Origin of the sequence: Phocaeicola acetigenes, from assembly GCF_027529745.1 — a bacterium.
Taxonomy (GTDB): Bacteria; Bacteroidota; Bacteroidia; order Bacteroidales; family Bacteroidaceae; genus Phocaeicola; species Phocaeicola acetigenes.
The window spans coordinates 73,977-97,559 of record NZ_JAPZVM010000006.1; the positions used below are offsets into that span (position 1 = coordinate 73,977).

Consider the following 23,583-nt stretch of genomic DNA (forward strand, 5'->3'; position numbering starts at 1 on the left):
CAGATTTATTTACAGATGGCACAACCTTGGCATTTGTTCAGTTCGCCGCGGAAACGTTTTTCAACCAACAGGTGAAGACGGTCGCGAAGAGCTTCCATGCGGATGTTGTCGATGACTTCGTTGACAAAAGCAAACATCAGCAACAAGCGTGCTTCCTTCAGGCTGATTCCACGTTGTTGCATATAGAACAATGCATTTTCATCGAGCTGACCTACGGTAGCACCGTGTGAGCATTTTACATCATCTGCATAGATCTCCAGCTGTGGTTGTGTATACATACGGGCTTCTTTGGTCGCACAAATGTTACGGTTCGTTTGTTGTGAAGAGGTGTGTTGTGCACCTTCACGTACCAGCACTTTGCCTGCAAAGGCACCAACTGCCTGATCGTCCAATACGTATTTGAACAACTCATTGCTGGTACAATCTGAAACCTTGTGGTCGATAAAAGTATGGTTGTCTACCTGTTCATTTTTATCGGCAATAGCCATACCGCACAGATTGATTTCAGCTCCACGGCCGGAGAGTGTAACCTCTGTTGTATTGCGGGTTGTACCGTTATGGAGTGTCATACCATTGAGTAAAACATTGCTGTTCGCCTCCTGGTTTACATACAGATTACTGAAGCGTACTGTGCTATTATGAGTTTCTTCCAGTTCGTATAAGTCGAATACGGCATTTTCGCCAACAAAGACTTCTACGACTTGGGTAGAAAGGAAATTAACTTCATCCATAGCATGGTCGCATACAAGCAGTTTGGCTTGTGCCCCATCTTCCAGTACGATGACAACACGGCGGTTGACCATTGTGTCGATATCTGCACGGAGGATGTTGACTAACTGGATGGGTTTGTCAACAATGACATTTTTCGGTATATACATGAATACACCGTCCTGTGCAAACATGGTGTTGAATGCTACCACCCCATCTTTCGATGTGTCAGCCAGTTTGCCGTAGTACTTCTTGACTAACTCCGGCTGTTTGGTTGCAACGTCTTTTAAACTGCCGAAAATCACTCCTTCCGGAAGATGTCCGGTAGGTTGTGTATACTGGTAGAAAGTATCATTTACCACGAAGTATAAGGATGTACTCATGTTGGGCACATCGCATTTGAATACTTCATACGGATTGATCGGAAATTCCAGTCGTTTGAGATTCAAACCATAATCGGGGGCAAAGTACTTGCTAACTTCTGTATATTTATATTTCTCTTGCTTCGTTGTGGGGAAACCAGCCTGCTCAAAATCAGCAAAAGCCTTTGCGCGGGGAGCGTTGAGTACTTCTGTACTGTTTTTGCAGATAAGGGCTTCACATTGAGAGAAGAGATCAATATATTGTTGTTCTGCTTTCATGCTTATTCTCCCAATTCTTTTTTTATCCAGTCGTAGCCTTTTTCTTCCAGTTCCAAAGCCAGTTCCGGACCTGCTGTTTTTACAATTCTTCCTTTATAGAGTACGTGTACGATATCGGGCTTGATGTAATCCAACAAACGCTGGTAATGAGTGATGACAATACAGCTTGTTTCAGGAGTTTTGAGCTTGTTTACTCCTTCTGCAACAATACGCAGTGCATCAATGTCCAAGCCTGAATCGGTTTCGTCGAGGATGCTGAGTTTAGGTTCCAGCATGGCCATCTGGAATATTTCATTTCTTTTCTTTTCACCTCCCGAGAAACCTTCGTTTACAGAACGATTGGCCAATTTACTGTCCAGCTCTACGATTTCACGCTTTTGGCGCATGAGTTTTAAGAATTCGCTGGCAGATAAAGCCGGAAGTCCTTTATATTTGCGCTGTTCGTTTACGGCAGCGCGCATAAAGTTGACCATGCTTACTCCCGGAATTTCTACCGGATACTGGAAGGACAGAAACAAGCCTTCGTGGCTTCTGTCTTCTGCGCTTAAAGCAAGAAGGTCTTTTCCGTCGAAAGTCACACTTCCTTTTGTTACTTCATAGGCCGGGTGTCCTACCAGTACGTTGCTTAATGTACTTTTACCAGAACCATTAGGACCCATGATGGCATGTACTTCACCTGCTTTTACCGTTAAATTGATTCCTTTCAGAATTTCTTTGCCATTGATTGTGGCATGTAAATCTTTTATTTCTAACATACGTGTTGTTTCTTCGTTAATATTATCCTACACTGCCTTCCAATGAGATGGAGAGTAATTTTTGCGCTTCTACGGCAAACTCCATGGGCAGCTTGTTAATTACTTCTTTAGCATAGCCATTGACGATAAGTCCGATAGCATCTTCCGTTGATATACCACGCTGATTGCAGTAGAATACCTGATCTTCTGAAATCTTGGACGTGGTTGCTTCATGTTCTACAATGGCAGTATCATTGTGAATATCCATGTAGGGGAAGGTGTGTGCTCCACACTGGCTTCCCAGCAGGAGAGAGTCGCACTGGCTGTAGTTGCGTGCATTTTCTGCTTTTTCTGCCACACGAACCAAGCCTCTGTATGAATTCTGGCTTTTTCCGGCACTGATACCTTTGCTGACAATTGTAGAACGTGTGTTCTTTCCTAAGTGTATCATCTTTGTACCTGTATCGGCTTGTTGATAATTGTTGGTTACCGCTACAGAATAGAATTCAGCAGTCGAATTGTCACCACTTAGAATACAGCTTGGATATTTCCATGTAATGGCAGAACCAGTTTCAACCTGTGTCCATGACAGTTTACTGTCTACCCCTTTACAGTTTCCTCGTTTTGTTACGAAGTTGTATACTCCTCCTTTTCCTTCAGCATCTCCCGGATACCAGTTTTGCACAGTAGAGTATTTCACCTCAGCACGGTCTAATACAACAATTTCAACGATAGCAGCATGCAGCTGGTTCTCATCGCGCATAGGTGCAGTACATCCTTCCAGGTATGATACGTAACTGTCGTCATCTGCTACAATCAGTGTACGTTCAAATTGTCCGGTATTGGCTGCATTGATTCGGAAGTAAGTAGAAAGTTCCATCGGACAACGTACCCCTTTTGGAATATATACAAACGAGCCGTCGCTAAACACTGCAGAGTTTAATGCAGCAAAAAAGTTGTCTCGGTATCCTACTACAGAACCAAGATATTTTTTTACCAAGTCAGGATGTTCGCGTACAGCTTCACTCATGGAACAGAAGATAATACCTTTTTCCATCAGTGTTTCTTTGAAGGTAGTCTTTACCGAGACAGAATCCATGACAGCATCTACTGCCATTCCACTCAGTGCCATTTGCTCTTCCAAAGGAATACCCAGTTTGTTGAATGTCTTTAATAATTCAGGATCAACCTCATCTAAGTTTTTGGGCCCTTCCTTTTTCTTTGTTGGGTCTGCGTAATATGAAATAGCCTGATAGTCTATTTCCGGGATATTCAGATGTGCCCATGTCGGCATTTCCAATGTTTGCCAATAGCGATATGCTTTAAGTCGGAATTCGAGCAACCATTCCGGTTCTCCTTTTTTGGCTGATATAAGCCGTACCACATCTTCATTCAGTCCCTTTTCGATAATATCTGTGTGAACGTCAGTCGTGAAGCCGTATTTATACTTCTCCTGAGTGAGTTCTTTCACATATTTATTGGGTTCTTGTAGCATATAATATCAGTATCTATTAGTTGTTTGGTTACACTTTTAATTTTAGGAATAAATATTCCGGAGAAATCTTTTATCGGATAATATAACAATGATTTGCTCTTTGTGGTTGACTGAATTAAGTTATCTTTAGAATCAATGTATTCTATGAAATAAACAATCATGCTTGTAAGCAGAGCAAATTTAATGACACCCAGTCCGGCTCCCAACCATCTGTTTATAAAGCCAAGATGAATGGCTTCTACAGCTTGTGATAACATGGAAGCCAATAAAGAGATAGTTAAAGGCACTACTAACCAGATTAGAAAAAATGCTATTGTTTGTCCAATAGAAACAGAGGTTCCCAGTTCAACCGCCAGTTTTTCTCCAACAGAAGCAAACAAGGCACGTGCCAGAAGTAATCCGGCTATGAGCCCGACAATAGACGACAGTTGTTTTATGAATCCTTTGGTAAAGCCTAGTATTGCTCCGATGAATATAATACCTATAATTGCAAAGTCGAGAGTTGTCATTTTATTAATAAAAATAATGTCATTCTGAGTGCGTAATAGAACTGCATACATCCAAACGGCATTAGCAGATCCTTCGCTAAGCTCAGGATGACATTATTTAGATAAATATAATTAGCTTATAAAGTCTGTTTTACTTCAATTTCCTCGTAAGTTTCAATAATGTCGCCTACTTTCAAATCATTGCAGTTTGTCAGACTGATACCGCATTCGAAGTTTGTTCCAACTTCTTTTACATCGTCTTTGAAGCGTTTCAAAGCATTGATTGAACCGGTAAATACAACGATACCATCACGAATCAGACGAGCCTTATCCGAACGTTTAACCTTACCAGTTTTTACCATAGCACCAGCAACCATACCTACTTTGCTGATGTTGAAGACTTCACGCACTTCGATAGTAGCTGTTACCTGTTCTTTCAATGTCGGAGCCAACATACCTTCCATTGCAGCTTTTACTTCTTCAATAGCATCGTAGATGATAGAGTATTTGCGGATATCTACACCTTCCTGTTCTGCCAGTTTAGCTGCATTGCTTGATGGGCGTACCTGGAAACCAACGATGATAGCATCTGAAGCTGCAGCCAAAGAAACATCCGATTCAGAGATCTGACCCACACCTTTATGGATTACATTAACCTGAATCTGTTCTGTTGACAACTTAATCAACGAGTCACTCAAGGCTTCTACAGAACCGTCTACGTCACCTTTGACGATTACGTTCAATTCATGGAAGTCACCCAAAGCTAAGCGGCGGCCCACTTCATCCAGAGTAAGCATTTTCTGAGTACGCAATCCTTGCTCACGTTGCAACTGCTCACGCTTGTTGGCAATTTCACGTGCTTCCTGATCGGTATCGAATACATGGAATGTATCACCTGCTGCAGGTGCTCCGTTCAATCCCAGAATCAATACAGGTTCTGCCGGTCCTGCTTCTTTCAGACGTTGGTTACGTTCGTTGAACATAGCTTTTACCTTACCATAGTATGTACCTGCCAATACGATGTCTCCTACGTGAAGAGTTCCGTTCGATACCAGTACAGTTGCTACATATCCACGTCCCTTATCCAAAGACGATTCAATGATAGAACCTGTTGCTTTACGGTTTGGATTAGCTTTCAAATCCAACATTTCTGCTTCCAGCAATACTTTTTCCAGCAATTCTGGTACACCAGTACCTTTTTTTGCAGAAATATCTTGTGACTGATATTTACCTCCCCATTCTTCAACAAGGAAGTTCATCGCAGCCAATTCTTCCTTAATCTTGTCCGGATTGGCGTTAGGCTTATCAACTTTGTTAATTGCAAATACAATAGGCACTCCTGCAGCCATAGCATGGTTGATAGCTTCCTTGGTCTGAGGCATGACATTGTCGTCGGCTGCTACAATAATAATTACTACGTCGGTAACCTTAGCACCACGAGCACGCATCGCTGTAAATGCTTCGTGTCCCGGAGTATCGAGGAAAGTAATCTTACGTCCATCTTCCAGTTTCACATTGTATGCACCGATGTGCTGGGTAATACCACCAGCCTCTCCTGCAATTACGTTTGCTTTACGGATATAGTCCAACAGAGATGTTTTACCGTGGTCAACGTGTCCCATTACTGTTACAATCGGAGCACGTGGCTGCAAATCTTCTTCTGCATCAGCTTCTTCTTCGATAGCCTGAGCTACTTCTGCGCTGACATATTCAGTTTTGTATCCAAATTCTTCTGCTACCAGATTGATTGTTTCTGCATCCAGACGCTGGTTGATAGAAACCATGATACCGACACTCATACAAGTAGAGATAACTTGTGTTACAGAGATGTCCATCATGTTGGCCAACTCGTTTGCAGTCACAAACTCGGTAAGCTTCAATATCTTGCTTTCTTCCTGTTCCAGTTCCTCCTGTTCCAATTGGCGGTTCTGGATAGATTCACGTTTTTCTTTACGGTATTTAGCTGCTTTATTCTTACCTTTATTAGTAAGTCGTGCTAAAGTTTCTTTTACCTGCTTAGCTACATCTTCGTCGCTAACTTCTTGCTTGATAACCGGTTTCTTAAAGCGATCTTTATTTGCGTGTTTGTTCGTATTCTGAACATTGCCTTTATTAGCGCGATCATTACGTGCTGCACCATTGTTAGAAGTATTTACAGCATTGATGTCAATACGTTCTTTGTTAATCCGGTTGCGTTTCTTTTTCTTTGAAGCATCATCAGAGTCAGATCTATCACCCTTTTCATCCGTTTTACGAATTTCTTTGATGATAGCATCTTTCATTTGTTTGCGCTGCTCCTGACGCTGTTTATCCTTTTCTTCTCGCTCTTTACGTTTTTCTTCTTTGGTCTTCTTTTTCGGACGTGTCGACTGATTCAGTGCAGCCAAGTCAATTTGTCCCACTACATTGATTTTGGATTTAAATTCAGTAGGACGAATTTTAAATACATCGTCTTCTTTCTCAAGCTGCACATTGTGTACTTCTGGGGTTTCTTTTTTCTCCTCCATTACCTCTTGTTTCAAATCTTCTTCTTTTGTATCCGGTTTAACTGTTTCATTAGAAGTGGTCGTTGAGTTTACGTCTTCCGCTTTTGATGGTGTAATCGTATTATTGACTGCTTCTGTATTATTTTGTTGAATATTATCAAATTTAGGGGTAGCCTGTTCTGTTACAGCAGGTTTTTCTGCGATTGCAGAATCTACTGTAGAATGAACATCTTCGTCTTTAGCAGGTTCGGTAGCAACTGGTTTCGTCTTCTTTTTGTTGAAGCTTTCTAAATCAATTTTACCGACAGGTTTGAATTTAGGACGTACATCATCCGGAACAACAGTCTCTATTACTTCAGGCTTTTTTGTTTCCGGTTGAAGATCTTCAATAGAAACAGAGGCTTTGTTGCGTTCTTTATTCTGTCGTTCCTGAATAATTTTTTCAGACTCTATTTTTAAATCTTTATCTTTACTGAACTCTTTTACAAGTACAGCATACTGTTCATCAGTAATTTTAGTATTCGGATTCGCTTCAATAGTATATCCTTTTTTTTGTAAAAAGTCTACTACCGTGGTGATTCCTACATTTAAATCTCGTGTTACTTTATTTAGTCTAATCGTCATACGTTTATCTAATTTTTTAATAGAGTTCTGAAAAAAGTTACTACTCACGACTGTTGTTCACCAATGAACGATGTTTTTGCCGGTTTCTGTAAACTATTCTTCAAACTCTGCTTTTAAAATCTTCAGCACATCGTCCACTGTGTTTTCTTCCAAATCTGCTTTTTCTATCAGCATTTCACGTGGAGCATTCAATACACCTTTTGCAGTATCAATACCGATACTCTTGATGGCATTGATTACCCATTCATCGATTTCATCTTTGAATTCATCCAAATAGATGTCTTCATCCATTGCATTTTCGTCCAATTCTCTGTATACATCAATTGTGTATTCAGTCAGCATACTTGCCAGCTTAATATTAAGACCACCTTTACCGATAGCCAAAGATACTTCTTCCGGTTTCAAATATACTTCTGCTTTCTTTTCTTCTTCGTGCATTACGATAGAAGAAACTTTTGCCGGACTTAAGGCACGCTGTATAAACAGCTGGATGTTTGATGTATAATTGATTACATCGATATTCTCGTTACGCAATTCACGTACAATACCATGTATACGAGAACCTTTTACACCTACGCAAGCACCTACCGGATCGATACGTTCGTCGTAAGATTCTACTGCAATCTTCGCACGTTCTCCCGGAATGCGGGCAATCTTTTTAATTGTAATCAATCCGTCGTTGATCTCCGGAACTTCCTGCTCGAACAAGCGCTGGAGGAACATTGGAGAAGTACGGCTCAATATAATCTTAGGATTGTTGTTTTTGTTGTCAACGCGAGCTACGACAGCACGAGCTGTTTCGCCTTTGCGGTAGAAGTCACTCGGAATCTGTTCTGTTTTGGGCAATAACAGTTCATTGCCTTCATCATCCAGCAGCAAGATTTCCTTTTTCCAGATCTGGTATACTTCTGCACTGATGACAGTTCCAACTTTGTCTATGTATTTGTTGTATAAACTGTCTTTTTCCAGTTCCAAAATCTTGGAAGCTAATGTCTGGCGAAGATTCAGAATTGCACGGCGACCAAATTTTTCGAATATAACTTCATCTGTTACTTCTTCGCCTACCTCGTATGAGCTGTCTATTTTACGAGCTTCTGTTAACGAGATTTGTGCATTCGGATTAGTTAATTCATCATCTGCTACTACTTCTCGATTACGCCATATTTCGAAATCGCCTTTATCCGGATTTACGATTACGTCATAATTTTCGTCTGTACCAAACATTTTTGCAATCACACTGCGGAAAGACTCTTCCAATACGCTAACCATTGTTGTGCGATCGATGTTTTTTAACTCCTTAAATTCCGAAAATGTGTCAATTAAACTGACAGTTTCCTCTTTTTTCGCCATAATTATTTAAAGCTAATTAAGTATTTGGTATATTTTATTTCTTCGTATGTAAAAGTAATATCTTGCTCTACCAGTTTGGGGCGTTTGGCTCCTTCCGGCTTGATTTTTGTTTCGACAGTAATCGTAAAGTTTTCTTCGTTGGCGTCGCTCAATACTCCAACGTATTTTTTACCATCTTTAGCCAATACTTCCACATCGGTTCCGATATGAATCAGGTATTGTTTTAGAACCTTGAATGGTTGTCCGATACCGGCAGATCCTACCTCTAATTCGTAATCTTCCTCTTCCCGGTTCAATTTCGATTCTATGTATCGACTTAATTCCACACAATCGTCGATCCATACACCTTCTGCATGGTCTATCTCAACAACGATTTTATCATCTGGACTTACTGTAATATCGACCAGAAAATAATCTTTTCCCTCCAGCCATTCGTTAACTATTCGGGTAACAACATTTTTATCTATCATGCATTAACTATATAAGAACAAAAAAAGGAGCTAATCGCCCCTCCACCTTTCATCCATTTCGCTGCAAAGATATAAATAATATAATGTATTGCAAAATTATAGGGAATTTATTTCCTGTTTAAGAAAATTTAGTTTTTATGTAAAATGGTCTTGGAATTCTGCACTTTTTTTAGAAATTTGGACTAGATGTCTTATAAAAATATGTTTTTTATGCTAAAAGGGGATATTAGTAAAAAAGTTTTCCTATATTTGCTTACAAAATGATATAATAAGATTGCTTATGGAGAAAATTGATAATCTTGACAAGCAGATTCTGGAAATTATTTCTCAGAATGCCCGTATTCCATTTAAAGATGTAGCGGAAGAATGTGGTGTGTCGCGTGCAGCTATTCATCAGCGTGTACAGCGTTTGATAGATCTGAATGTAATCGTTGGTTCAGGATACCATGTAAACCCCAAAAGCCTGGGATACAGTACTTGTACTTATGTAGGTATTAAGCTGGAAAAAGGTTCTATGTATAAAAGTGTGGTTGCTGAATTGGAAAAGATTCCGGAAATTGTGGAATGTCACTTTACTACTGGTCCGTATACCATGCTTACCAAATTGTACTCTACAGACAACGAACATCTGATGGAGTTGTTGAACTCAAAGATACAGGAAATTCCAGGGGTAACTGCTACAGAAACACTGATTTCGTTGGAGCAGAGTATTAAGAAAGAAATTCCTATTCTTAAAGAACAGAAATAATGGACTGGCTTGTATCCTGTCATTTAGGAGGTGTGGTAATAGGAATATGCACTTTCCTGATCATCGGTTTATTCCATCCTGTTGTAGTAAAAGCAGAGTATCATTGGGGCACTCGTTGTTGGTGGGTGTTTTTGGTGTTAGGCCTGATGGGAATGGCAGGTTCAATTATTATTCAAAATTTGCTGGTGTCATCTTTGTTAGGAGTTTTTTCTTTCTCTTCGTTTTGGACGATTAAGGAGTTGTTCGAACAGCGGCAACGTGTGTTGAAAGGATGGTTCCCGATGAATCCCAAGCGAAAGCATGATTATGAAACAAATCAATGAGTTTATAAAACGAAAAATCTGAGGTTCAGAAATGTATCTCAGGTTTTTTGTTTTATGGAGCTATAGAATTGAAATTATCCAAACTGAATCTATTATTTTATGAAAAAGACATTTGTTTTTATTTGTTTCCTTTTGATAGGAATCAGTCAGGTTTTGTATGCGGAAAAGCCGAAAGCCAAGCATGTAGTATTGATTGCTTTAGATGGATGGGGAGCTTACAGTGTTCCGAAGGCGAAAGATATTCCTCATATCAGCCAATTGATGGCCGAGGGCTGTTATACATTGAAGAAACGCAGCGTGTTACCTTCTTCAAGTGCAATAAATTGGGCTTCGATGTTTAATGGAGCTGCTACGGAGATTCACGGATATACTCAATGGGGTTCCAAGACTCCGGAAATTCCCTCCAGAGTCTTGAATAAACATGGCGTATTCCCTACGATTTTTTCTATCTTGCAAGAACAGAAACCGGAACTGAAAACAGCTTGTTTGTATGAGTGGGATGGGATTAAATATCTGATAGATTCTTTGGCTGTTTCTCATCACGCTCTTGCTCCTGATTATGCGAATCATCCGACTTTGCTTTGCGAAATGGCCGAACAATATATTAAGGCCGAACGTCCCCATTTTATTGCGGTATGTTTTGACCAGTTAGACCATACGGGACATGATGCAGGACATGATACTCCATCTTACTACGACAAATTGAAGGAACTGGACAGTTATGCCGGACGTATTATGCAGGCTGTAAAAGATGCCGGGATGTGGGAGGATACGATTATTATGATGACGTCCGATCATGGAGGAATTAAGACTGGGCATGGAGGAATTACTTTGGAGGAAATGGAAACTCCTTTTATCATTGCAGGAAAAAATGTGAAAAGAGGGGGCGAGTTTGAAGAAAGTATGATGCAATATGATACAGCTTCTATTATTGCATATATTTTCGGGGTAAAACAGCCTCAAGTTTGGGTAGGACGCCCCATGACGCAAGTTTTTAAATAAAGAGTTGGAGTAAGTTTGACGTTTAATAAAGGCTGTCTCAGATAAACTTGAGATGGCCTTTGTCTTTTCTTAAGGAGCGTATCATGTAACAGGAATCGGAAAACAGTGATGGACGTCGGAAGTTTTAATCGCCGTCGTTGATTGTGCAGCCGCCGGTGTTGGCTTTGCAGCCAACGTGGTTGGTTTTGCAGCCGACGACGTCGTATGAAGTCAGTGAATAGAATCAAGCATTTATGTCTATGATAATGGATTTGTTTTCTGCAAGTACAAGTACATTGAATCGGGGAAAATCTTAATATCTTAGAGATAAATGCAGAGGACTAAAAAGATACGAGACTATCTCAAATCTGTTTTGAAATAGTCTCGTGTCTTTTATAAATATTCTTGTAATGGGAGTTCTTTGTGTAATACTCCTAGTGCATTCATGGCCAATGCTCCCATTTCGTCTTCTCCGGGGATAATGATGACCGGAGCCAGCTTATGAATCCATTGCGTGAGTAAATCGGTGCAATATTGGCAGTGTGCGATACCGCCTGTCAGGATGATGGCATCGGTTTGACATTCCAGGGCTACATGCATGGCACCTACCTGTTTGGCTACCGTGTAAATCATGGCATCCAATACAAGCTTATGTTTTTTATTTCCGGCATGTGCCCATCGCACGATGGTGGGTACATCTGTGGTTCCTAAATGAGCAAGTAATCCTCCTTTGCCGTTCAGCATTTTCCGTATTTCTTCGTATTTATATTTGCCGCTGAAACAAAGGTCTACCAGCTGACGTGCCGGAACTGTACCTGCCCGTTCCGGGCTGAACGGACCTTCTCCATTCAATGCATTGTTTACATCAATTACCTTTCCGAAGTGATGCGCACTGACCGAAATTCCTCCTCCCAAATGCACTACAATCAGATTCAGCTCTTCGTATTTTTTGTGAATGCTGGCTGCATATTGTCTTGAAACTGCCCGGCTGTTTAAAGCATGAAAGATGGAGATTCTTGGAACCTCCGGAATACCGGTCAGTCGTGCAATGTCGCGCAACTCGTCAGTGACTACAGGGTCGGCAATAAAAGAAGGGCATCCGGAGTGAGAGGCAATGTCATCAGCAATGAGTGCTGCCAGATTGGAAGCATGTTCCATATTGGCATTCCAAAGGTCATGCTTGATACGTTCATTGATGCGGTATACTCCTCCCGGAATAGGCTTAAGGAGACCTCCACGAGCTATGATGGCATCGAAGTGAAGGGATATTCCGGCCTTGGCAAGTGCTGTATATACATGCTCTTTCCGGTATTCGTACTGTTCGTTGATGTGATGATAGGGAGCCAGTTCTTCGGCAGAATGATAGACACTCTCTTTCCAAACCTGTGTGCTGTCTTCGTATACAGCCAGTTTGGTAGAAGTAGACCCTGGGTTGATTACAAGTATTTTCATAACAGTCAGTCGTTTTGATTGCCGGCAAGGCAAGCCAATGCCAGGCTGTAAAATTTTGAATTACCCGAATCGCTACGCGATGGAACAACTACAGGGGCAATGGTTCCTGTAAGCATGCCCGCCATATTTGCATCTCCAAACAGCGATAAGGTTTTGTAAAAAGTATTTCCGGATTCGATATTGGGGAAGATTAAAATATCTGCATTTCCCACAACAGGAGAACTGAGTCCTTTTATTTCTCCACTGTGTCTGTCGCAGGCTGTCTTTGCGTCCATTGGTCCGTCTATGAAAATCTTTCCTAACCTTCCTTGTAGAGCTTCTTCTTTCAGTTGTGCATAACTTAATGTATGCGGAAATTTTTCATTGGTTTTCTCGGAACAGTGAATCAGTGCGATGCGGGGTTGCTCGTGTCCTAAACGATGGCAGATTTGCGTATCCGACTTTATCATGGCGCGGAATTGCTCCAGAGAAGGACGTGGAATAACTGCTGCGTCCGAAAAGAAAAGCAACTTATGATATAAGGGGATTTGTGCAAGGGAAACATGGCTGAGTATTCCTCCTTCGGGCAGTAATCCTTTTCCTTTCTTAAGTACGGCACGAAGCAGATTGTCTGTATTGATAAGCCCTTTCATTAGAATGTCGGCTTCGCCTGTTCGTACCAACTCTACGGCCAGTGCAGCAGCTTCGTCAGGCGTGGGTGCGGTATATACACGGACGAAGTCCGGAGAGGCGGCATGCAGACGGTCGGCTATAGTCCGGTGGTTCTCATCGGTTACCAATAGATAAGACGCAATCTCTTCACGCAGACTTCGGATAATGACATATTCTGTATGAGGGTCATTGGGGCAAACTACTGCCACTCTGCGGCGGATACAGCGAGAGCGCAATACATTCACTAATTGGCTGAGTGATCGGATTGGTTCCATATATTAGATTTTTTTCAAATATGGGAAAATAATCTGGATTTATCTCTATCTTTGTTTCACTTCTAAGAAAGATTTAACTTATGAAAACGTTTCAAAACTTCGATATTGAAGCGGACTATAAGGCGCTACATAGTCGCTTTCCCAATCATGCCGATGCTCCTTTGATAGGTATTACGGCGAATTTCAGTGAGGGTAATTTGATGCTGGCCCCGGGCTATTATACTTCAGTTCTTCGGGCGGGAGGTATTCCTGTTGTGATTCCTCCAACAGAAGATACCGATGCTTTGATCGGTTTGCTCGATACGCTTGATGCCGTTTTATTGAGTGGTGGTGCCGATTTGAATCCGTTGTATGTGGGCGAGGAGCCGATACGCGAATTGCAGGACATTAATCCCCATCGCGACCGTCAGGAGTTATTGCTGGTACGTCTGGCAGCAAATCGCCAACTTCCTATATTAGGTATTTGCCGGGGTATGCAGGTGATGACAGCAGCAATGGGGGGAACCCTTTATCAGGACATTTATGCGCAGCGGGAGGGAGAGTCTGTCAAACATAGTCAGAAACTTGACCGGGCTTACGCTTCGCATACTGTTCAGATTGTCCCCGAATCATTATTGTCGGATGTGCTGAATACTCTTACTGTTGCTGTCAATTCGTTCCATCATCAGGCGGTCAAGGAGCCGGCACCCGGTTTTCGTGTTTCGGCTTATGCTCCCGATGGAGTGATTGAAGCAATTGAAAGTACCGAATATAAGTCGATGCTGGGAGTACAGTGGCATCCCGAATGTTTCATCTTGAATGGGGATGAATACATGATGCCGATATTCGACTGGCTGGTACGTGAGGCTCATTCTTACCGTAGGGCAAAACGCTTGCACAGCCGTTTGCTGACTCTCGATACCCATTGTGATACACCCATGTTCTTTGGTCAGCAAATTAATTTTGCATCTCGTGACCCTAAAATCAAGGTCGATTTGCATAAAATGACCGAAGGACGTCAGGATGCCACCATTATGGTTGCTTATCTGGCGCAGAAAGAACGTACAGAAGAAGCTTTGCTGGCTGCAACTGCCAAGGCAGACCGCTTGCTGAACGAGATAGAGCGTATGGTGGCCATGAACTGCACGGCCGTAGACATTGCTTATACTCCGGCCGACTTGTATCGTTTGAAGCAAGCAGGAAAGAAGGCGATTATGCTGGGTATAGAAAATGGATATGCCATTGGTAAAGATTTAAGTAATGTGGAACGTTTCCGCCAAAGAGGGGTGGTATATATGACATTGTGCCATAATGGAAACAATGATATCTGCGGTTCGGCACGTTATAATGAAGAGAATCTGGGCGTTAGCGCTTTCGGTGAGCAGGTCATCCGGGAGATGAATCGGGTAGGCATGATGGTTGATTTGTCGCATGCCGGTGAACGGACTTTCTATGATACGTTGGATATCAGTGCGCAGCCGGTAGTTTGTTCTCACTCTTCTGCACGAGCACTGTGCGATCATCCTCGTAATCTGACTGATGCACAACTCAAGGCTATTGCCGACAAAGGTGGTGTAGTGCAAGTTTGTCTGTATAGCGGATTCCTGCGTCAGGATGCTCCGGCTACGATTGAGGATGCAATTGAACATATCAATCACATGGTCAGTGTGATGGGCATAGAACATGTGGGCATCGGAACCGATTTCGATGGCGATGGAGGTATTATAGGGTGCAATGATTCGTCGGAACTGATTAATCTGACACGGCGCTTCTTGTTGGAGCGTTATGATGAAGAGGCAATTCGTCTGCTTTGGGGAGGAAACTTCCTGCGGGTGATGGAAGAAGTGCAGAAAAACAGCTACCTTTGCAGCTGTAATCATTAAAGATAACGGAAATGAAAAGACTGATTAGAAATATAGGAGGAGTGTGTTTGCTGGCATGTGCATGTGTGGCGTGTGGCAGTAGTAACAACAAAGCCAAACAGGAAGAACAGACGGAAGAACAGGCCTTTGTGCAGGCTCCGGCTTTCAATGCTGACAGTGCTTATGCTTATGTAGAAAAGCAGGTGGCTTTTGGTACACGTGTGCCGAATTCGGCTCCTCATAAGGCTTGTGGCGATTATCTGGCAGATAAGTTGGCTGGATTTGGGGCGAAAGTGTATAATCAGTATGCCGACTTGATGGCGTACGATGGCACAATGCTGAAGGCCCGTAATATTATTGGGGCTTATAACCCGGAATCGAAAAAGCGAGTTTTGCTTTGTGCACATTGGGATACACGTCCGTATGCCGATGAAGATGAGGCAAAGCATCACCGTACTCCTATCGATGGGGCAAACGATGGAGCCAGTGGGGTAGGTGTTTTGCTGGAAATAGCCCGTCAGTTGCAGAAGCAAGCACCGGCTATTGGGGTTGATATTGTATTCTTCGATGCGGAAGATTATGGAACACCTGATTTCTATGAAGGTACCCATCGCAGCGATACTTGGTGTTTGGGTTCACAATATTGGGGACGTATTCCGCATGTACCCGACTACAAGGCTCGCTTTGGTATTTTGCTCGATATGGTAGGAGGTAAGAATGCATCGTTCTATTACGAGGCCTATTCCAAAAATACGGCTCATACCGCCATGCAGAAGATATGGGATGCAGCGCACCGAATCGGTTATGGAAATTATTTTGTAAAGAAAGATGGAGGACATATTACCGATGATCACATGTATGTACATCGGTTCCGCCAGATTCCGTGTGTCGATGTCATCGATTTCGATCCGAACAGTGATACTGGTTTTAATCATACCTGGCATACACTGAAAGATAATATGGAACATATTGACAAGGCTACTTTGCAGGCTGTAGGTCAGACTGTGATGACGGTGATTTATAATGAAAAATAAAAAAATAAAAGATATGAAGACAATTAACGAACTGCAAGACGAGGTAATCGAGGAATTCAGCGATTTTGAAGACTGGATGGATAAGTATCAGTTGCTCATTGATTTGGGTAATGAACAGGAACCACTCGATCCGAAATATAAAACAGAACAAAATCTGATAGATGGATGTCAGAGCCGTGTATGGTTGCAGGCTGACTTGGTGGATGGAAAAATTATATTTCAGGCAGAGAGTGATGCTTTGATTGTAAAAGGTATTGTAACCTTACTGATTAAAGTGGTATCAGGGCATACTCCCGATGAAATATTGAACAGCGATTTGTATTTTATTGAAAAAATCGGTCTGAAAGAACATTTGTCGCCTACCCGTAGTAATGGTCTGCTGGCAATGGTGAAGCAGATGCGTATGTATGCGTTGGCATTTAAGGCAAAGAATGCCTGAGGCAGACGGACTTTTTCCCTGCGGGAAGCGACAGGAAACAATGGTTCGGGAAGAGAGGCGGAAGCATATTCCGGTTCTTTTCCCGAACTGTTTTTTATGCCTGTCTTAGCCGTTCCTTGGCGTATCAATCCTTTATCCGAAACCCTCGCCCCTGCAATGACGCGCCCTCGTCCCTGCAATGACGAGACTTCGCCACTGCAATAGCGAGGTTTTTAATTCTTGAATTAGTCTGTAAAAATGCATGAACCAAAATCTTACCTTATCTGACTTTTATGTCGCATTTCTTCTTTGTTTGATGAGTAGCCATTGGTATAATGTCTGTATACTGCTTACAATACATACAGTTGTGAGCGAAGGGTATCCATTCATGTAAAAGAAAAATATCCACCAGATTGCAGTGGCAATGGTGAGCATATATACTTCTGCTTGCATGAAAGGTTCTTTATTCTTTTTCCATGTAAACACTCCGTATAGGGTGCTGATTGCAGAGAGTCCCATGATGACGGTCAGTAACCACTCTTGATGACAGATGCTTTCTATTGTTCCATATATGCAAGCAAGGCATAGTGCAATTGAAAGCAAAATATCAATAAAGCTGTATATTTTCTCTTGTATCATGATTACTTATTTATTCGATTGGTGTCAAAAAGTTTCCTTCTATTTCGTTTCCTTCCATATCGTAGAAGAGGATGCTGTAATTCCCCTCCTTATATGGGAGTAATTCGATACGAATAGTTTCTGCGGTAGTAGCTGTAAGAAGTTTTTGATATACAATGCCTACTTCTCCTTTTACGATTACTTGGTAAGTGGAGTTTTCCTTAAACAGAATCATGATTGTTGTTTCTTCTATTGAAACATCAATGGGAATCTGACTTTGGGCGTTAGAAGGCTTTTTGTTGCTCAATGTTAAAGATATTTTTTCCTGAGCATAAATATTACTTGATATAAGTAATAAGGAGATGGTCTGTAGTAAAAATATTTTCTTCATGGCATTTATATTATGATTTTGGTATGATACAAAGTTATGTATAGGTAGGTAGTAATGCAAGAAAGACAGGTGGACAAGAGGTAGACATGTTTGGATTGTAACATCTTGATAATTAATACTTATTATTTGTGTATGGAATAAAAAGGTAGACATACCAGATACCCGTTGAAAAAGGAGGAAAAATAGAGCGTATTTGTTGGGTATTTATATGTATTTGTTATCTTTGTACATATCTTTACTTGAAAAATACTATGAAACATATATATGCTGTTATTCTTGGTGTCATTATAGTATTGTTCATACTGTTTTCGCTCTTTTATCAAAAGCAATCGGACGGGACAGATATGCCTCTGAAACAGGTGGAACAATTGATGCAGGAAAGACCGGACAGTGCATGGAAGTTGTTGCAGCATATACCGCAAGTCTCAAAGTTTGATGAAGAAAGGCAAGCTTTTTATGCATTGTTGTTTACACAGGCGCAATATAAGAATCATATTCCGGTAGAAAACGATTCTCTTCTTCGCATTGCAGAGCGGTATTATCAAGACAGCCCGGACTCTTTGTATAAAGCATGGACTTATTTCTATTTGGCACAGTATTGTCGTGATTCGGGAGAAAAGGAAAAGGCATTGAGCTATTTTCAACTGGCAGACAGGGCAAGCAGGAATATCTCCAATGATCGACTTCGTTTTCTGCTAAACCTGCATTGGGGAAGTTTCCTGATAGATGAAACAGATACAGAGGATGGCATCGGGAAGTATAGGGTAGCGAAAGAACATGTCATTCGGTTGAAAGATACATTGGCTTTGGTGAATTTGTATGATAATTGGGGATGGGGGTATTTGCTGAATGGGAAATACGAACAGGCGGACAGTATGTTGAATTTAGGATTAAAATTGTCTTTGATGATTGAAAACAGATATTATGACGCTTATTTATTGAATCATTTGTCTTTGGCGGCCCGTCTGAGAGGGGAATATTTTTTAGCTTTACGTTTGCTTGACCGTAGCATTGGCATCTTTCAGCAGGATTCTACGGAACTTTATCCTTTATGGATCAATAAGGGAGAGATTTATCTGAACATGGCACAATACGATTCTGCCCGTTTTTATTTTGAGAAAGACCCCCGATACACTACTTTGTACGAAAAAGCCGGTCATCATCGTTTGTGGGGCATGTACGAGGAGAAAATGAAAAACTATGCAGGAGCATTGGAACATAGCAAGCGTTATGCGGCACTGTTGGATAGTATTCATGAGGAAGAATTGTCGTTTAAACTGACGGAACTCCAGCGGAAATATGATTATTCGTTGGTGCAGAGCGAGAACAAACTGCTGAAAGTAAAACGGCAGCGTCTTTATGTAGTTCTTTTTAGTATCTGTACGGTGGTAATGATTGTAGGGATGGTATCCTTTTTTACACATAGGGAAGAAAAACGGATAATGTCGGAACAAATTCGCTCAAAGGATGACCTGATGAAGCAGATTCGTTTGCAACTTCAGAAAGAAACTATTGCCTTGCAGTCTGCACGTGAAGAAATGGTAAGCAGGGAATTGAACTTGGCAACGGAATTATCGGAGAGAGAAAAGGTTATTAAAGAATATTTGTCCAATGAGCAGTCTATGCGTAAGGAAGTATTGCGTCATAGTGAAGTAATCAAAAAAATGGAGGTGTTGAATGAAATGAGCCAGCGGGATAAAAATCGGAATAGTGATTCGATTATGCTTTCTGCAGATGAACTGGCTAATCTGGTGGAGGTAGTGAATCTTTGTTATCATCATTTTGCAGAACGTTTGTGGAAACAGTTTCCTGCCCTTACAGAAACGGATATTCATCTGTGTTGTCTGATAAAAATAGGAATCTCCAACGCTGAGATTTTGTATTTACTGAATACAAACAAGGCGGCTTTGAAAAAGCGTAAGAACCGTATGAAGCATGAAAAGATGGGAATGGGAGAGAATGATTCGTTCGATGGTTTTATATTGAATTTTTAGCAGTGTTCTTGTCTTTTCATGCTGATTTTCCTTTATATTTAAACACTTCTTCGCTGAAGTGGTTTTGAAATTTATTTGTATTCTTATTTCATGCTTATTCTATTTATAATGAGGTGGATGGAAGTGTGAAAGCATATTCTTGCAAAGTATAGGATAGAGGAAATGGATTTGAAATTGAATTTATTGCTGTTTTTCTTGGATTGGGAGATGAGGAGTTGTAAATTTGGATAAAACATGAGTTTATGGACAATTTCTTTTTGGAAACACGAGACGTGGTCAAGCGTTATGCAGATCATACGGCTCTAAACGGAGTCAGCATTCAGGTGCCCGAAGGTAAAGTATTTGGTCTGCTCGGGCCGAATGGTGCCGGTAAAACCACTTTAATTCGTATCATCAACCGTATTACGGCTCCTGATGCCGGAGAAGTGTATTTTGACGGACGTTTGTCTCGTCCGGATGATATTTATCGTATTGGATATCTTCCTGAAGAGCGAGGCTTGTATAAGAAAATGAAGGTAGGCGAACAAGCCATTTATTTAGCACAGCTGAAAGGGTTAAGCCGGCAGGACGCTACAACCCGTTTGAAACAGTGGTTCGATAAATTTGAAATTACTTCCTGGTGGAATAAAAAGTTGGAAGAGTTGTCTAAAGGAATGCAGCAAAAAGTGCAATTTATCATTACGGTGCTGCATGAACCTCAATTGCTGATATTTGATGAGCCTTTTTCTGGTTTCGACCCTGTGAATGCCGAATTGCTGAAAAGGGAGATATTGGAGTTAAAGCAAAAAGGACATACCATTATTTTTTCTACACACAATATGGCTTCGGTCGAAGAAATTTGTGATAAGATAGCCTTGATAAACCATTCGGAAGTGGTTTTGCAAGGGGAAGTGAAAGAAGTTCGTAGTCGTTTCAAAACCGATACTTATACACTGGTCACACAAGGAGATGTGTTGTTGCAGAATACACCGCTTTTCGAGGCTGCTTTGAAGGAAGAAGAGGGACAGGAACGATATTATACGGTGAGAAAGTTGCAGGATGTGCCTAATACTGTTTTATTGTCGGAACTTGGGAAGCAGACAGAAATTCTGTCGTTTGCAGAATGTATTCCTTCAATGAACGAAATATTTATCCGTACGGTTGAAGGAAAAAACAATCAGTAAACTCTCTTATTTGAAGATTTACAATCTTAAAAACTAAAAGTTATGTCTAAAATATGGATTATTATACAGCGTGAATTCTTGCATCGTGTGACCAAGAAATCATTTATTGTGCTGACAATCCTGATGCCTTTCATTATAGCGGCTACTGTTTTTGTACCGGTATGGCTCTCGATGGTGAAAAGTGATGTGCCTCAGAAAGTGGTAGTCATTGATGATACAGGAAAGTATCTTCCTCAATTTAGGAACAATGAATCGTATAGTTTTGTACCGGCCTTGAAAATGGAGCCTGAGTTTCGTAGTGATACCACGGATGTCAGTGCGGTGGTGATGATTACGGATGATTTGATTCAGCATCCGGAGGCTGCTACTATATACTCTCGTAAGGAAGTGCCTAAGGGTTTGTCTCGTCTGGTAAATGAGGTGCTAAATGAACAGATACGTCATGATAAGCTGGAAAGATATGATATCCCTCAACTGGAAGATATCATGAGCGATTTTGAAACTTCATATTCGGTACGTACTGTGAAGTGGGCAGATGATGGAACTGCCAGTGAGTCGAATTCTTTGGTGGCAATGATGTCAGGGATGATACTTACCTTTCTTATCTATATGTTTATCATGGCATATGGTGGAATGGTGATGCAGAGTGTAATGGAAGAGAAGACAAACCGTATTGTAGAATTGATTATCTCTTCAGTAAAACCTTTTCAGCTGATGATTGGCAAGATTATTGGCATAGGTCTGGTTGGTATTCTGCAGTTGTGTATTTGGGGAGTAATGCTGTTTGTAATTTTAGGTGTGACGGGTACGGCCTTCGGCTATTCTGCTTTGCAGTCGCCTGATATGACGGGAGCAATGATGGAAGCTTCTGCAAGTCCTGTGAGTGATGATACGACATCTTTGCTGGCTGCTTTATACAACATGGATTTTCTGAAGTTGGGTGCGTTTTTTGTTCTGAATTTTATTGGCGGTTATCTGATTTATGCCTCTATCTTTGCGGCTATTGCAGCTTCGGTAAACGAACAGGAAGATTCACAACAGTTTATGCTTCCGGTTACACTGCTGTTGGTTTTTGCTATGTATGCGGCTATTGCCAGTGCAGATAATCCGGATGGTCCGTTGGCTGTATGGTGCTCAATGATTCCGCTGACGTCTCCGGTAGTAATGATGGTCCGGCTGTCTTTTGATGCTCCCATGTGGCAGTTGATTCTGTCGCTATGTATTTTGTATGGTACCGCCTTGGGGTTGATTTGGACAGCAGGAAAAATCTATCGTGTCGGTATTTTGATGTATGGTAAAAAGCCTTCGTTGAAAGAAATGTTTCGTTGGATACTTTATAAATAAATGTTCAGGTAAATAATTCCTGTAGCACGGTCAGTGATTTCAGTTCCGGAAAGTCTGGTAGATGGAGTCTGTAATATTCATCCATAATGTCTAAGCAACGATTCCGTTCTCGGCGACTCATGCTGAAAAGATGCATCGTGTCGTAATTCATACGTAGTAGTGTGCGGATTTGTGCGGCTTCTTCGGGCCGTACAAACATTCCGTGCAAAGGCTTAGAAGGGGAAAAACAAGCATTCATTAAGTCAAAGTAGCAGCCATCAGTATAGTTTTCAGTATTAGGATAGAGTCCTAAAAAACGGGACAGACGCATCAGAAAGACCAGGTGGAAGTTAGCGAAATTGCTATCACATGTATCCAGCCATTGGATAGAATGGATAAGGTAAGCAAAAAGTGGTCTGTTTTCCGCTTCTTCTTTAAGTGCACGGAACAGGAATTCTGCCAGAAACATGGCAATGGCCGATTTGTATGGATCGTAAGGAAGACTGTGGAATAGATACCACATTCTGGCTTCTTTGATAGGGTGAAGTCCTGTCTTGGGACGAATTTCCGCTTCAAATTCAACAATCGACAAAGGTTGAAACAAGACTGATTTTACTGTAGCCTTGCGTGAACGGGGGAGTGGAACCAAAAAAGACATTTCTCCTTCGGTCTCCGTATAGATGTGGATAATGTTCGATTTGTCGTTGTACTTTACTGTATGTAGTACGATGCCTGTATATTTTTGTAACATAGTAATACAAAGATATAGAATCTGAACTAAAATGAATACATAAAAGGAGCTGAGATATATGGGAAGATGGCTTTTTAGACTTTTTGTAGGTCTTTGTAATCAAATAATTGAAAAAAAATATCAGAAAGTTTTGCAGGTATGAAAATTCTTCATACCTTTGCAACCGCAATCGAGAGATATGCATCCTCAGTTGCGGGCTCAGAAGTTCTTTCTGGGAGTAAAGGATGGCCCGTTCGTCTATCGGTTAGGACGCAAGATTTTCATTCTTGAAAGGGGGGTTCGATTCCCCCACGGGCTACATAATAAACAAAATCACGAACAATATTAAAGATTAGTCGAGATGGCAAATCACAAATCATCTATCAAAAGAATTAGACAAGAAGAAAAGAGAAGACTTCACAATAGATATTATGCAAAGACTATGCGTAATGCAGTGAAGAAGCTTCGTGCAACTACTGACAAAGGTGAAGCTGTTGCTTTGTTCCCTAATGTACAGAAAATGTTGGATAAGTTGGCTAAACGTAACATTATCCACAAGAACAAAGCTGCAAACTTGAAAGCTAAATTGTCTGCTCATATCAGCAAATTGGCTTAAGTTGTTGCCTGTTTTTAAAGATATTAAGG

22 protein-coding genes and 1 tRNA gene are annotated in these 23,583 nt (G+C 41.2%); 11 read left to right on the forward strand and 12 right to left on the reverse strand.

The window, feature by feature from the left end; all coding sequences use genetic code 11:
• Positions 1–5 precede the first annotated feature (5 nt).
• The 7 genes from sufD to rimP form a co-directional block, all read right to left on the reverse strand.
• Complete coding sequence (sufD, locus tag O6P32_RS08610; RefSeq protein WP_269878025.1) at positions 6–1,349, reverse strand: Fe-S cluster assembly protein SufD; 1,344 nt, start codon at positions 1,347–1,349, stop codon at positions 6–8.
• A 2-nt stretch (positions 1,350–1,351) separates the two neighbouring features.
• Positions 1,352–2,104, reverse strand: a complete 753-nt coding sequence (gene sufC / locus O6P32_RS08615; RefSeq protein WP_178267235.1) for a Fe-S cluster assembly ATPase SufC — start codon at positions 2,102–2,104, stop codon at positions 1,352–1,354.
• 22 nt (positions 2,105–2,126) lie between these two features.
• On the reverse strand, positions 2,127–3,578 hold the full coding sequence (sufB, locus tag O6P32_RS08620) for a Fe-S cluster assembly protein SufB (protein WP_178267236.1): 1,452 nt from the start codon (positions 3,576–3,578) through the stop codon (positions 2,127–2,129).
• A complete protein-coding gene (locus O6P32_RS08625; RefSeq protein WP_178267237.1) occupies positions 3,551–4,087 on the reverse strand; it encodes a CvpA family protein in 537 nt (178 codons plus the stop codon). The genes sufB and O6P32_RS08625 overlap by 28 nt, the downstream gene beginning before the upstream one ends.
• Positions 4,088–4,203: 116 nt before the next feature.
• Entirely contained in the window at positions 4,204–7,176 is a 2,973-nt protein-coding gene (infB, locus tag O6P32_RS08630) for a translation initiation factor IF-2 (protein ID WP_269878027.1), read from the reverse strand.
• Positions 7,177–7,269: 93 nt separating this feature from the next.
• On the reverse strand, positions 7,270–8,526 hold the full coding sequence (gene nusA / locus O6P32_RS08635; RefSeq protein ID WP_178267239.1) for a transcription termination factor NusA: 1,257 nt from the start codon (positions 8,524–8,526) through the stop codon (positions 7,270–7,272).
• 2 nt (positions 8,527–8,528) lie between these two features.
• Positions 8,529–8,996, reverse strand: coding sequence for a ribosome assembly cofactor RimP (gene rimP, locus O6P32_RS08640; RefSeq protein ID WP_178267240.1), 468 nt, complete (start codon positions 8,994–8,996; stop codon positions 8,529–8,531).
• 280 nt (positions 8,997–9,276) lie between these two features.
• Here rimP and O6P32_RS08645 point away from each other — a divergent pair, with 280 nt between their 5' ends.
• From O6P32_RS08645 to O6P32_RS08655, 3 genes are all read left to right on the forward strand, one after another.
• Positions 9,277–9,744: an Lrp/AsnC family transcriptional regulator gene (locus O6P32_RS08645; RefSeq protein ID WP_178267241.1), complete on the forward strand. Its 468-nt coding sequence runs from the start codon at positions 9,277–9,279 to the stop codon at positions 9,742–9,744.
• Positions 9,744–10,067 carry a DUF4491 family protein gene (locus O6P32_RS08650; protein ID WP_269878028.1) on the forward strand — a complete coding sequence of 108 codons (324 nt, stop codon included), beginning with the start codon at positions 9,744–9,746 and terminating at the stop codon, positions 10,065–10,067. The genes O6P32_RS08645 and O6P32_RS08650 overlap by 1 nt, the downstream gene beginning before the upstream one ends.
• 99 nt (positions 10,068–10,166) lie before the next feature.
• Positions 10,167–11,069, forward strand: coding sequence for an alkaline phosphatase (locus O6P32_RS08655; protein ID WP_269878029.1), 903 nt, complete (start codon positions 10,167–10,169; stop codon positions 11,067–11,069).
• Positions 11,070–11,441: 372 nt separating this feature from the next.
• On the opposite strand, the gene buk is transcribed toward O6P32_RS08655, so the two are convergent.
• A complete protein-coding gene (gene buk / locus O6P32_RS08660) occupies positions 11,442–12,500 on the reverse strand; it encodes a butyrate kinase (RefSeq protein ID WP_178267244.1) in 1,059 nt (352 codons plus the stop codon).
• 5 nt (positions 12,501–12,505) lie between these two features.
• Positions 12,506–13,426, reverse strand: a complete 921-nt coding sequence (locus O6P32_RS08665) for a phosphate acyltransferase (protein WP_178267245.1) — start codon at positions 13,424–13,426, stop codon at positions 12,506–12,508.
• 80 nt (positions 13,427–13,506) lie between these two features.
• Here O6P32_RS08665 and O6P32_RS08670 point away from each other — a divergent pair, with 80 nt between their 5' ends.
• The 3 genes from O6P32_RS08670 to O6P32_RS08680 are packed head-to-tail and all read left to right on the forward strand — an operon-like array spanning position 13,507 to position 16,740.
• Positions 13,507–15,288, forward strand: a complete 1,782-nt coding sequence (locus tag O6P32_RS08670) for a gamma-glutamyl-gamma-aminobutyrate hydrolase family protein (RefSeq protein ID WP_269878030.1) — start codon at positions 13,507–13,509, stop codon at positions 15,286–15,288.
• Positions 15,289–15,299: 11 nt separating this feature from the next.
• Positions 15,300–16,301, forward strand: coding sequence for a M20 family metallopeptidase (locus O6P32_RS08675; protein WP_178267247.1), 1,002 nt, complete (start codon positions 15,300–15,302; stop codon positions 16,299–16,301).
• A 13-nt stretch (positions 16,302–16,314) separates the two neighbouring features.
• Positions 16,315–16,740, forward strand: a complete 426-nt coding sequence (locus O6P32_RS08680; protein ID WP_178265727.1) for a SufE family protein — start codon at positions 16,315–16,317, stop codon at positions 16,738–16,740.
• 270 nt (positions 16,741–17,010) lie between these two features.
• On the opposite strand, the gene O6P32_RS08685 is transcribed toward O6P32_RS08680, so the two are convergent.
• Together O6P32_RS08685 and O6P32_RS08690 are read right to left on the reverse strand one after the other, a co-directional pair.
• Positions 17,011–17,358, reverse strand: coding sequence for a hypothetical protein (locus tag O6P32_RS08685; RefSeq protein WP_178265726.1), 348 nt, complete (start codon positions 17,356–17,358; stop codon positions 17,011–17,013).
• A gap of 10 nt (positions 17,359–17,368) precedes the next feature.
• Positions 17,369–17,728 carry a DUF3244 domain-containing protein gene (locus O6P32_RS08690; RefSeq protein ID WP_269878031.1) on the reverse strand — a complete coding sequence of 120 codons (360 nt, stop codon included), beginning with the start codon at positions 17,726–17,728 and terminating at the stop codon, positions 17,369–17,371.
• Between the two features lie 251 nt (positions 17,729–17,979).
• Between O6P32_RS08690 and O6P32_RS08695 the strand changes: the two genes are divergently transcribed.
• From O6P32_RS08695 to O6P32_RS08705, 3 genes are all read left to right on the forward strand, one after another.
• A complete protein-coding gene (locus O6P32_RS08695) occupies positions 17,980–19,722 on the forward strand; it encodes a tetratricopeptide repeat protein (protein ID WP_269878033.1) in 1,743 nt (580 codons plus the stop codon).
• A 242-nt stretch (positions 19,723–19,964) separates the two neighbouring features.
• Positions 19,965–20,885, forward strand: coding sequence for an ABC transporter ATP-binding protein (locus tag O6P32_RS08700; RefSeq protein WP_269878034.1), 921 nt, complete (start codon positions 19,965–19,967; stop codon positions 20,883–20,885).
• A 42-nt stretch (positions 20,886–20,927) separates the two neighbouring features.
• Positions 20,928–22,229 carry an ABC transporter permease gene (locus tag O6P32_RS08705; RefSeq protein ID WP_269878036.1) on the forward strand — a complete coding sequence of 434 codons (1,302 nt, stop codon included), beginning with the start codon at positions 20,928–20,930 and terminating at the stop codon, positions 22,227–22,229.
• Positions 22,230–22,233: 4 nt separating this feature from the next.
• Here the strand turns inward: O6P32_RS08705 and recO are convergent, their stop codons facing one another.
• On the reverse strand, positions 22,234–22,959 hold the full coding sequence (recO, locus tag O6P32_RS08710; protein WP_269878037.1) for a DNA repair protein RecO: 726 nt from the start codon (positions 22,957–22,959) through the stop codon (positions 22,234–22,236).
• 226 nt (positions 22,960–23,185) lie between these two features.
• Between recO and O6P32_RS08715 the strand changes: the two genes are divergently transcribed.
• Positions 23,186–23,257 (forward strand) — tRNA-Glu (locus O6P32_RS08715).
• Positions 23,258–23,299: 42 nt separating this feature from the next.
• On the forward strand, positions 23,300–23,554 hold the full coding sequence (gene rpsT / locus O6P32_RS08720; protein ID WP_178265720.1) for a 30S ribosomal protein S20: 255 nt from the start codon (positions 23,300–23,302) through the stop codon (positions 23,552–23,554).
• Positions 23,555–23,583: the final 29 nt, after the last annotated feature.

What these genes read in the sequence shown, in the direction of transcription:
- sufD (WP_269878025.1), bottom strand. Translation starts at nt 1,349, where the DNA reads ATGAAAGCAGAACAACAATATATTGATCTCTTCTCTCAATGTGAAGCC.
- sufC (WP_178267235.1), bottom strand. Translation starts at nt 2,104, where the DNA reads ATGTTAGAAATAAAAGATTTACATGCCACAATCAATGGCAAAGAAATT.
- sufB (WP_178267236.1), bottom strand. Translation starts at nt 3,578, where the DNA reads ATGCTACAAGAACCCAATAAATATGTGAAAGAACTCACTCAGGAGAAG.
- O6P32_RS08625 (WP_178267237.1), bottom strand. Translation starts at nt 4,087, where the DNA reads ATGACAACTCTCGACTTTGCAATTATAGGTATTATATTCATCGGAGCA.
- infB (WP_269878027.1), bottom strand. Translation starts at nt 7,176, where the DNA reads ATGACGATTAGACTAAATAAAGTAACACGAGATTTAAATGTAGGAATC.
- nusA (WP_178267239.1), bottom strand. Translation starts at nt 8,526, where the DNA reads ATGGCGAAAAAAGAGGAAACTGTCAGTTTAATTGACACATTTTCGGAA.
- rimP (WP_178267240.1), bottom strand. Translation starts at nt 8,996, where the DNA reads ATGATAGATAAAAATGTTGTTACCCGAATAGTTAACGAATGGCTGGAG.
- O6P32_RS08645 (WP_178267241.1), top strand. Translation starts at nt 9,277, where the DNA reads ATGGAGAAAATTGATAATCTTGACAAGCAGATTCTGGAAATTATTTCT.
- O6P32_RS08650 (WP_269878028.1), top strand. Translation starts at nt 9,744, where the DNA reads ATGGACTGGCTTGTATCCTGTCATTTAGGAGGTGTGGTAATAGGAATA.
- O6P32_RS08655 (WP_269878029.1), top strand. Translation starts at nt 10,167, where the DNA reads ATGAAAAAGACATTTGTTTTTATTTGTTTCCTTTTGATAGGAATCAGT.
- buk (WP_178267244.1), bottom strand. Translation starts at nt 12,500, where the DNA reads ATGAAAATACTTGTAATCAACCCAGGGTCTACTTCTACCAAACTGGCT.
- O6P32_RS08665 (WP_178267245.1), bottom strand. Translation starts at nt 13,426, where the DNA reads ATGGAACCAATCCGATCACTCAGCCAATTAGTGAATGTATTGCGCTCT.
- O6P32_RS08670 (WP_269878030.1), top strand. Translation starts at nt 13,507, where the DNA reads ATGAAAACGTTTCAAAACTTCGATATTGAAGCGGACTATAAGGCGCTA.
- O6P32_RS08675 (WP_178267247.1), top strand. Translation starts at nt 15,300, where the DNA reads ATGAAAAGACTGATTAGAAATATAGGAGGAGTGTGTTTGCTGGCATGT.
- O6P32_RS08680 (WP_178265727.1), top strand. Translation starts at nt 16,315, where the DNA reads ATGAAGACAATTAACGAACTGCAAGACGAGGTAATCGAGGAATTCAGC.
- O6P32_RS08685 (WP_178265726.1), bottom strand. Translation starts at nt 17,358, where the DNA reads ATGATACAAGAGAAAATATACAGCTTTATTGATATTTTGCTTTCAATT.
- O6P32_RS08690 (WP_269878031.1), bottom strand. Translation starts at nt 17,728, where the DNA reads ATGAAGAAAATATTTTTACTACAGACCATCTCCTTATTACTTATATCA.
- O6P32_RS08695 (WP_269878033.1), top strand. Translation starts at nt 17,980, where the DNA reads ATGAAACATATATATGCTGTTATTCTTGGTGTCATTATAGTATTGTTC.
- O6P32_RS08700 (WP_269878034.1), top strand. Translation starts at nt 19,965, where the DNA reads ATGGACAATTTCTTTTTGGAAACACGAGACGTGGTCAAGCGTTATGCA.
- O6P32_RS08705 (WP_269878036.1), top strand. Translation starts at nt 20,928, where the DNA reads ATGTCTAAAATATGGATTATTATACAGCGTGAATTCTTGCATCGTGTG.
- recO (WP_269878037.1), bottom strand. Translation starts at nt 22,959, where the DNA reads ATGTTACAAAAATATACAGGCATCGTACTACATACAGTAAAGTACAAC.
- rpsT (WP_178265720.1), top strand. Translation starts at nt 23,300, where the DNA reads ATGGCAAATCACAAATCATCTATCAAAAGAATTAGACAAGAAGAAAAG.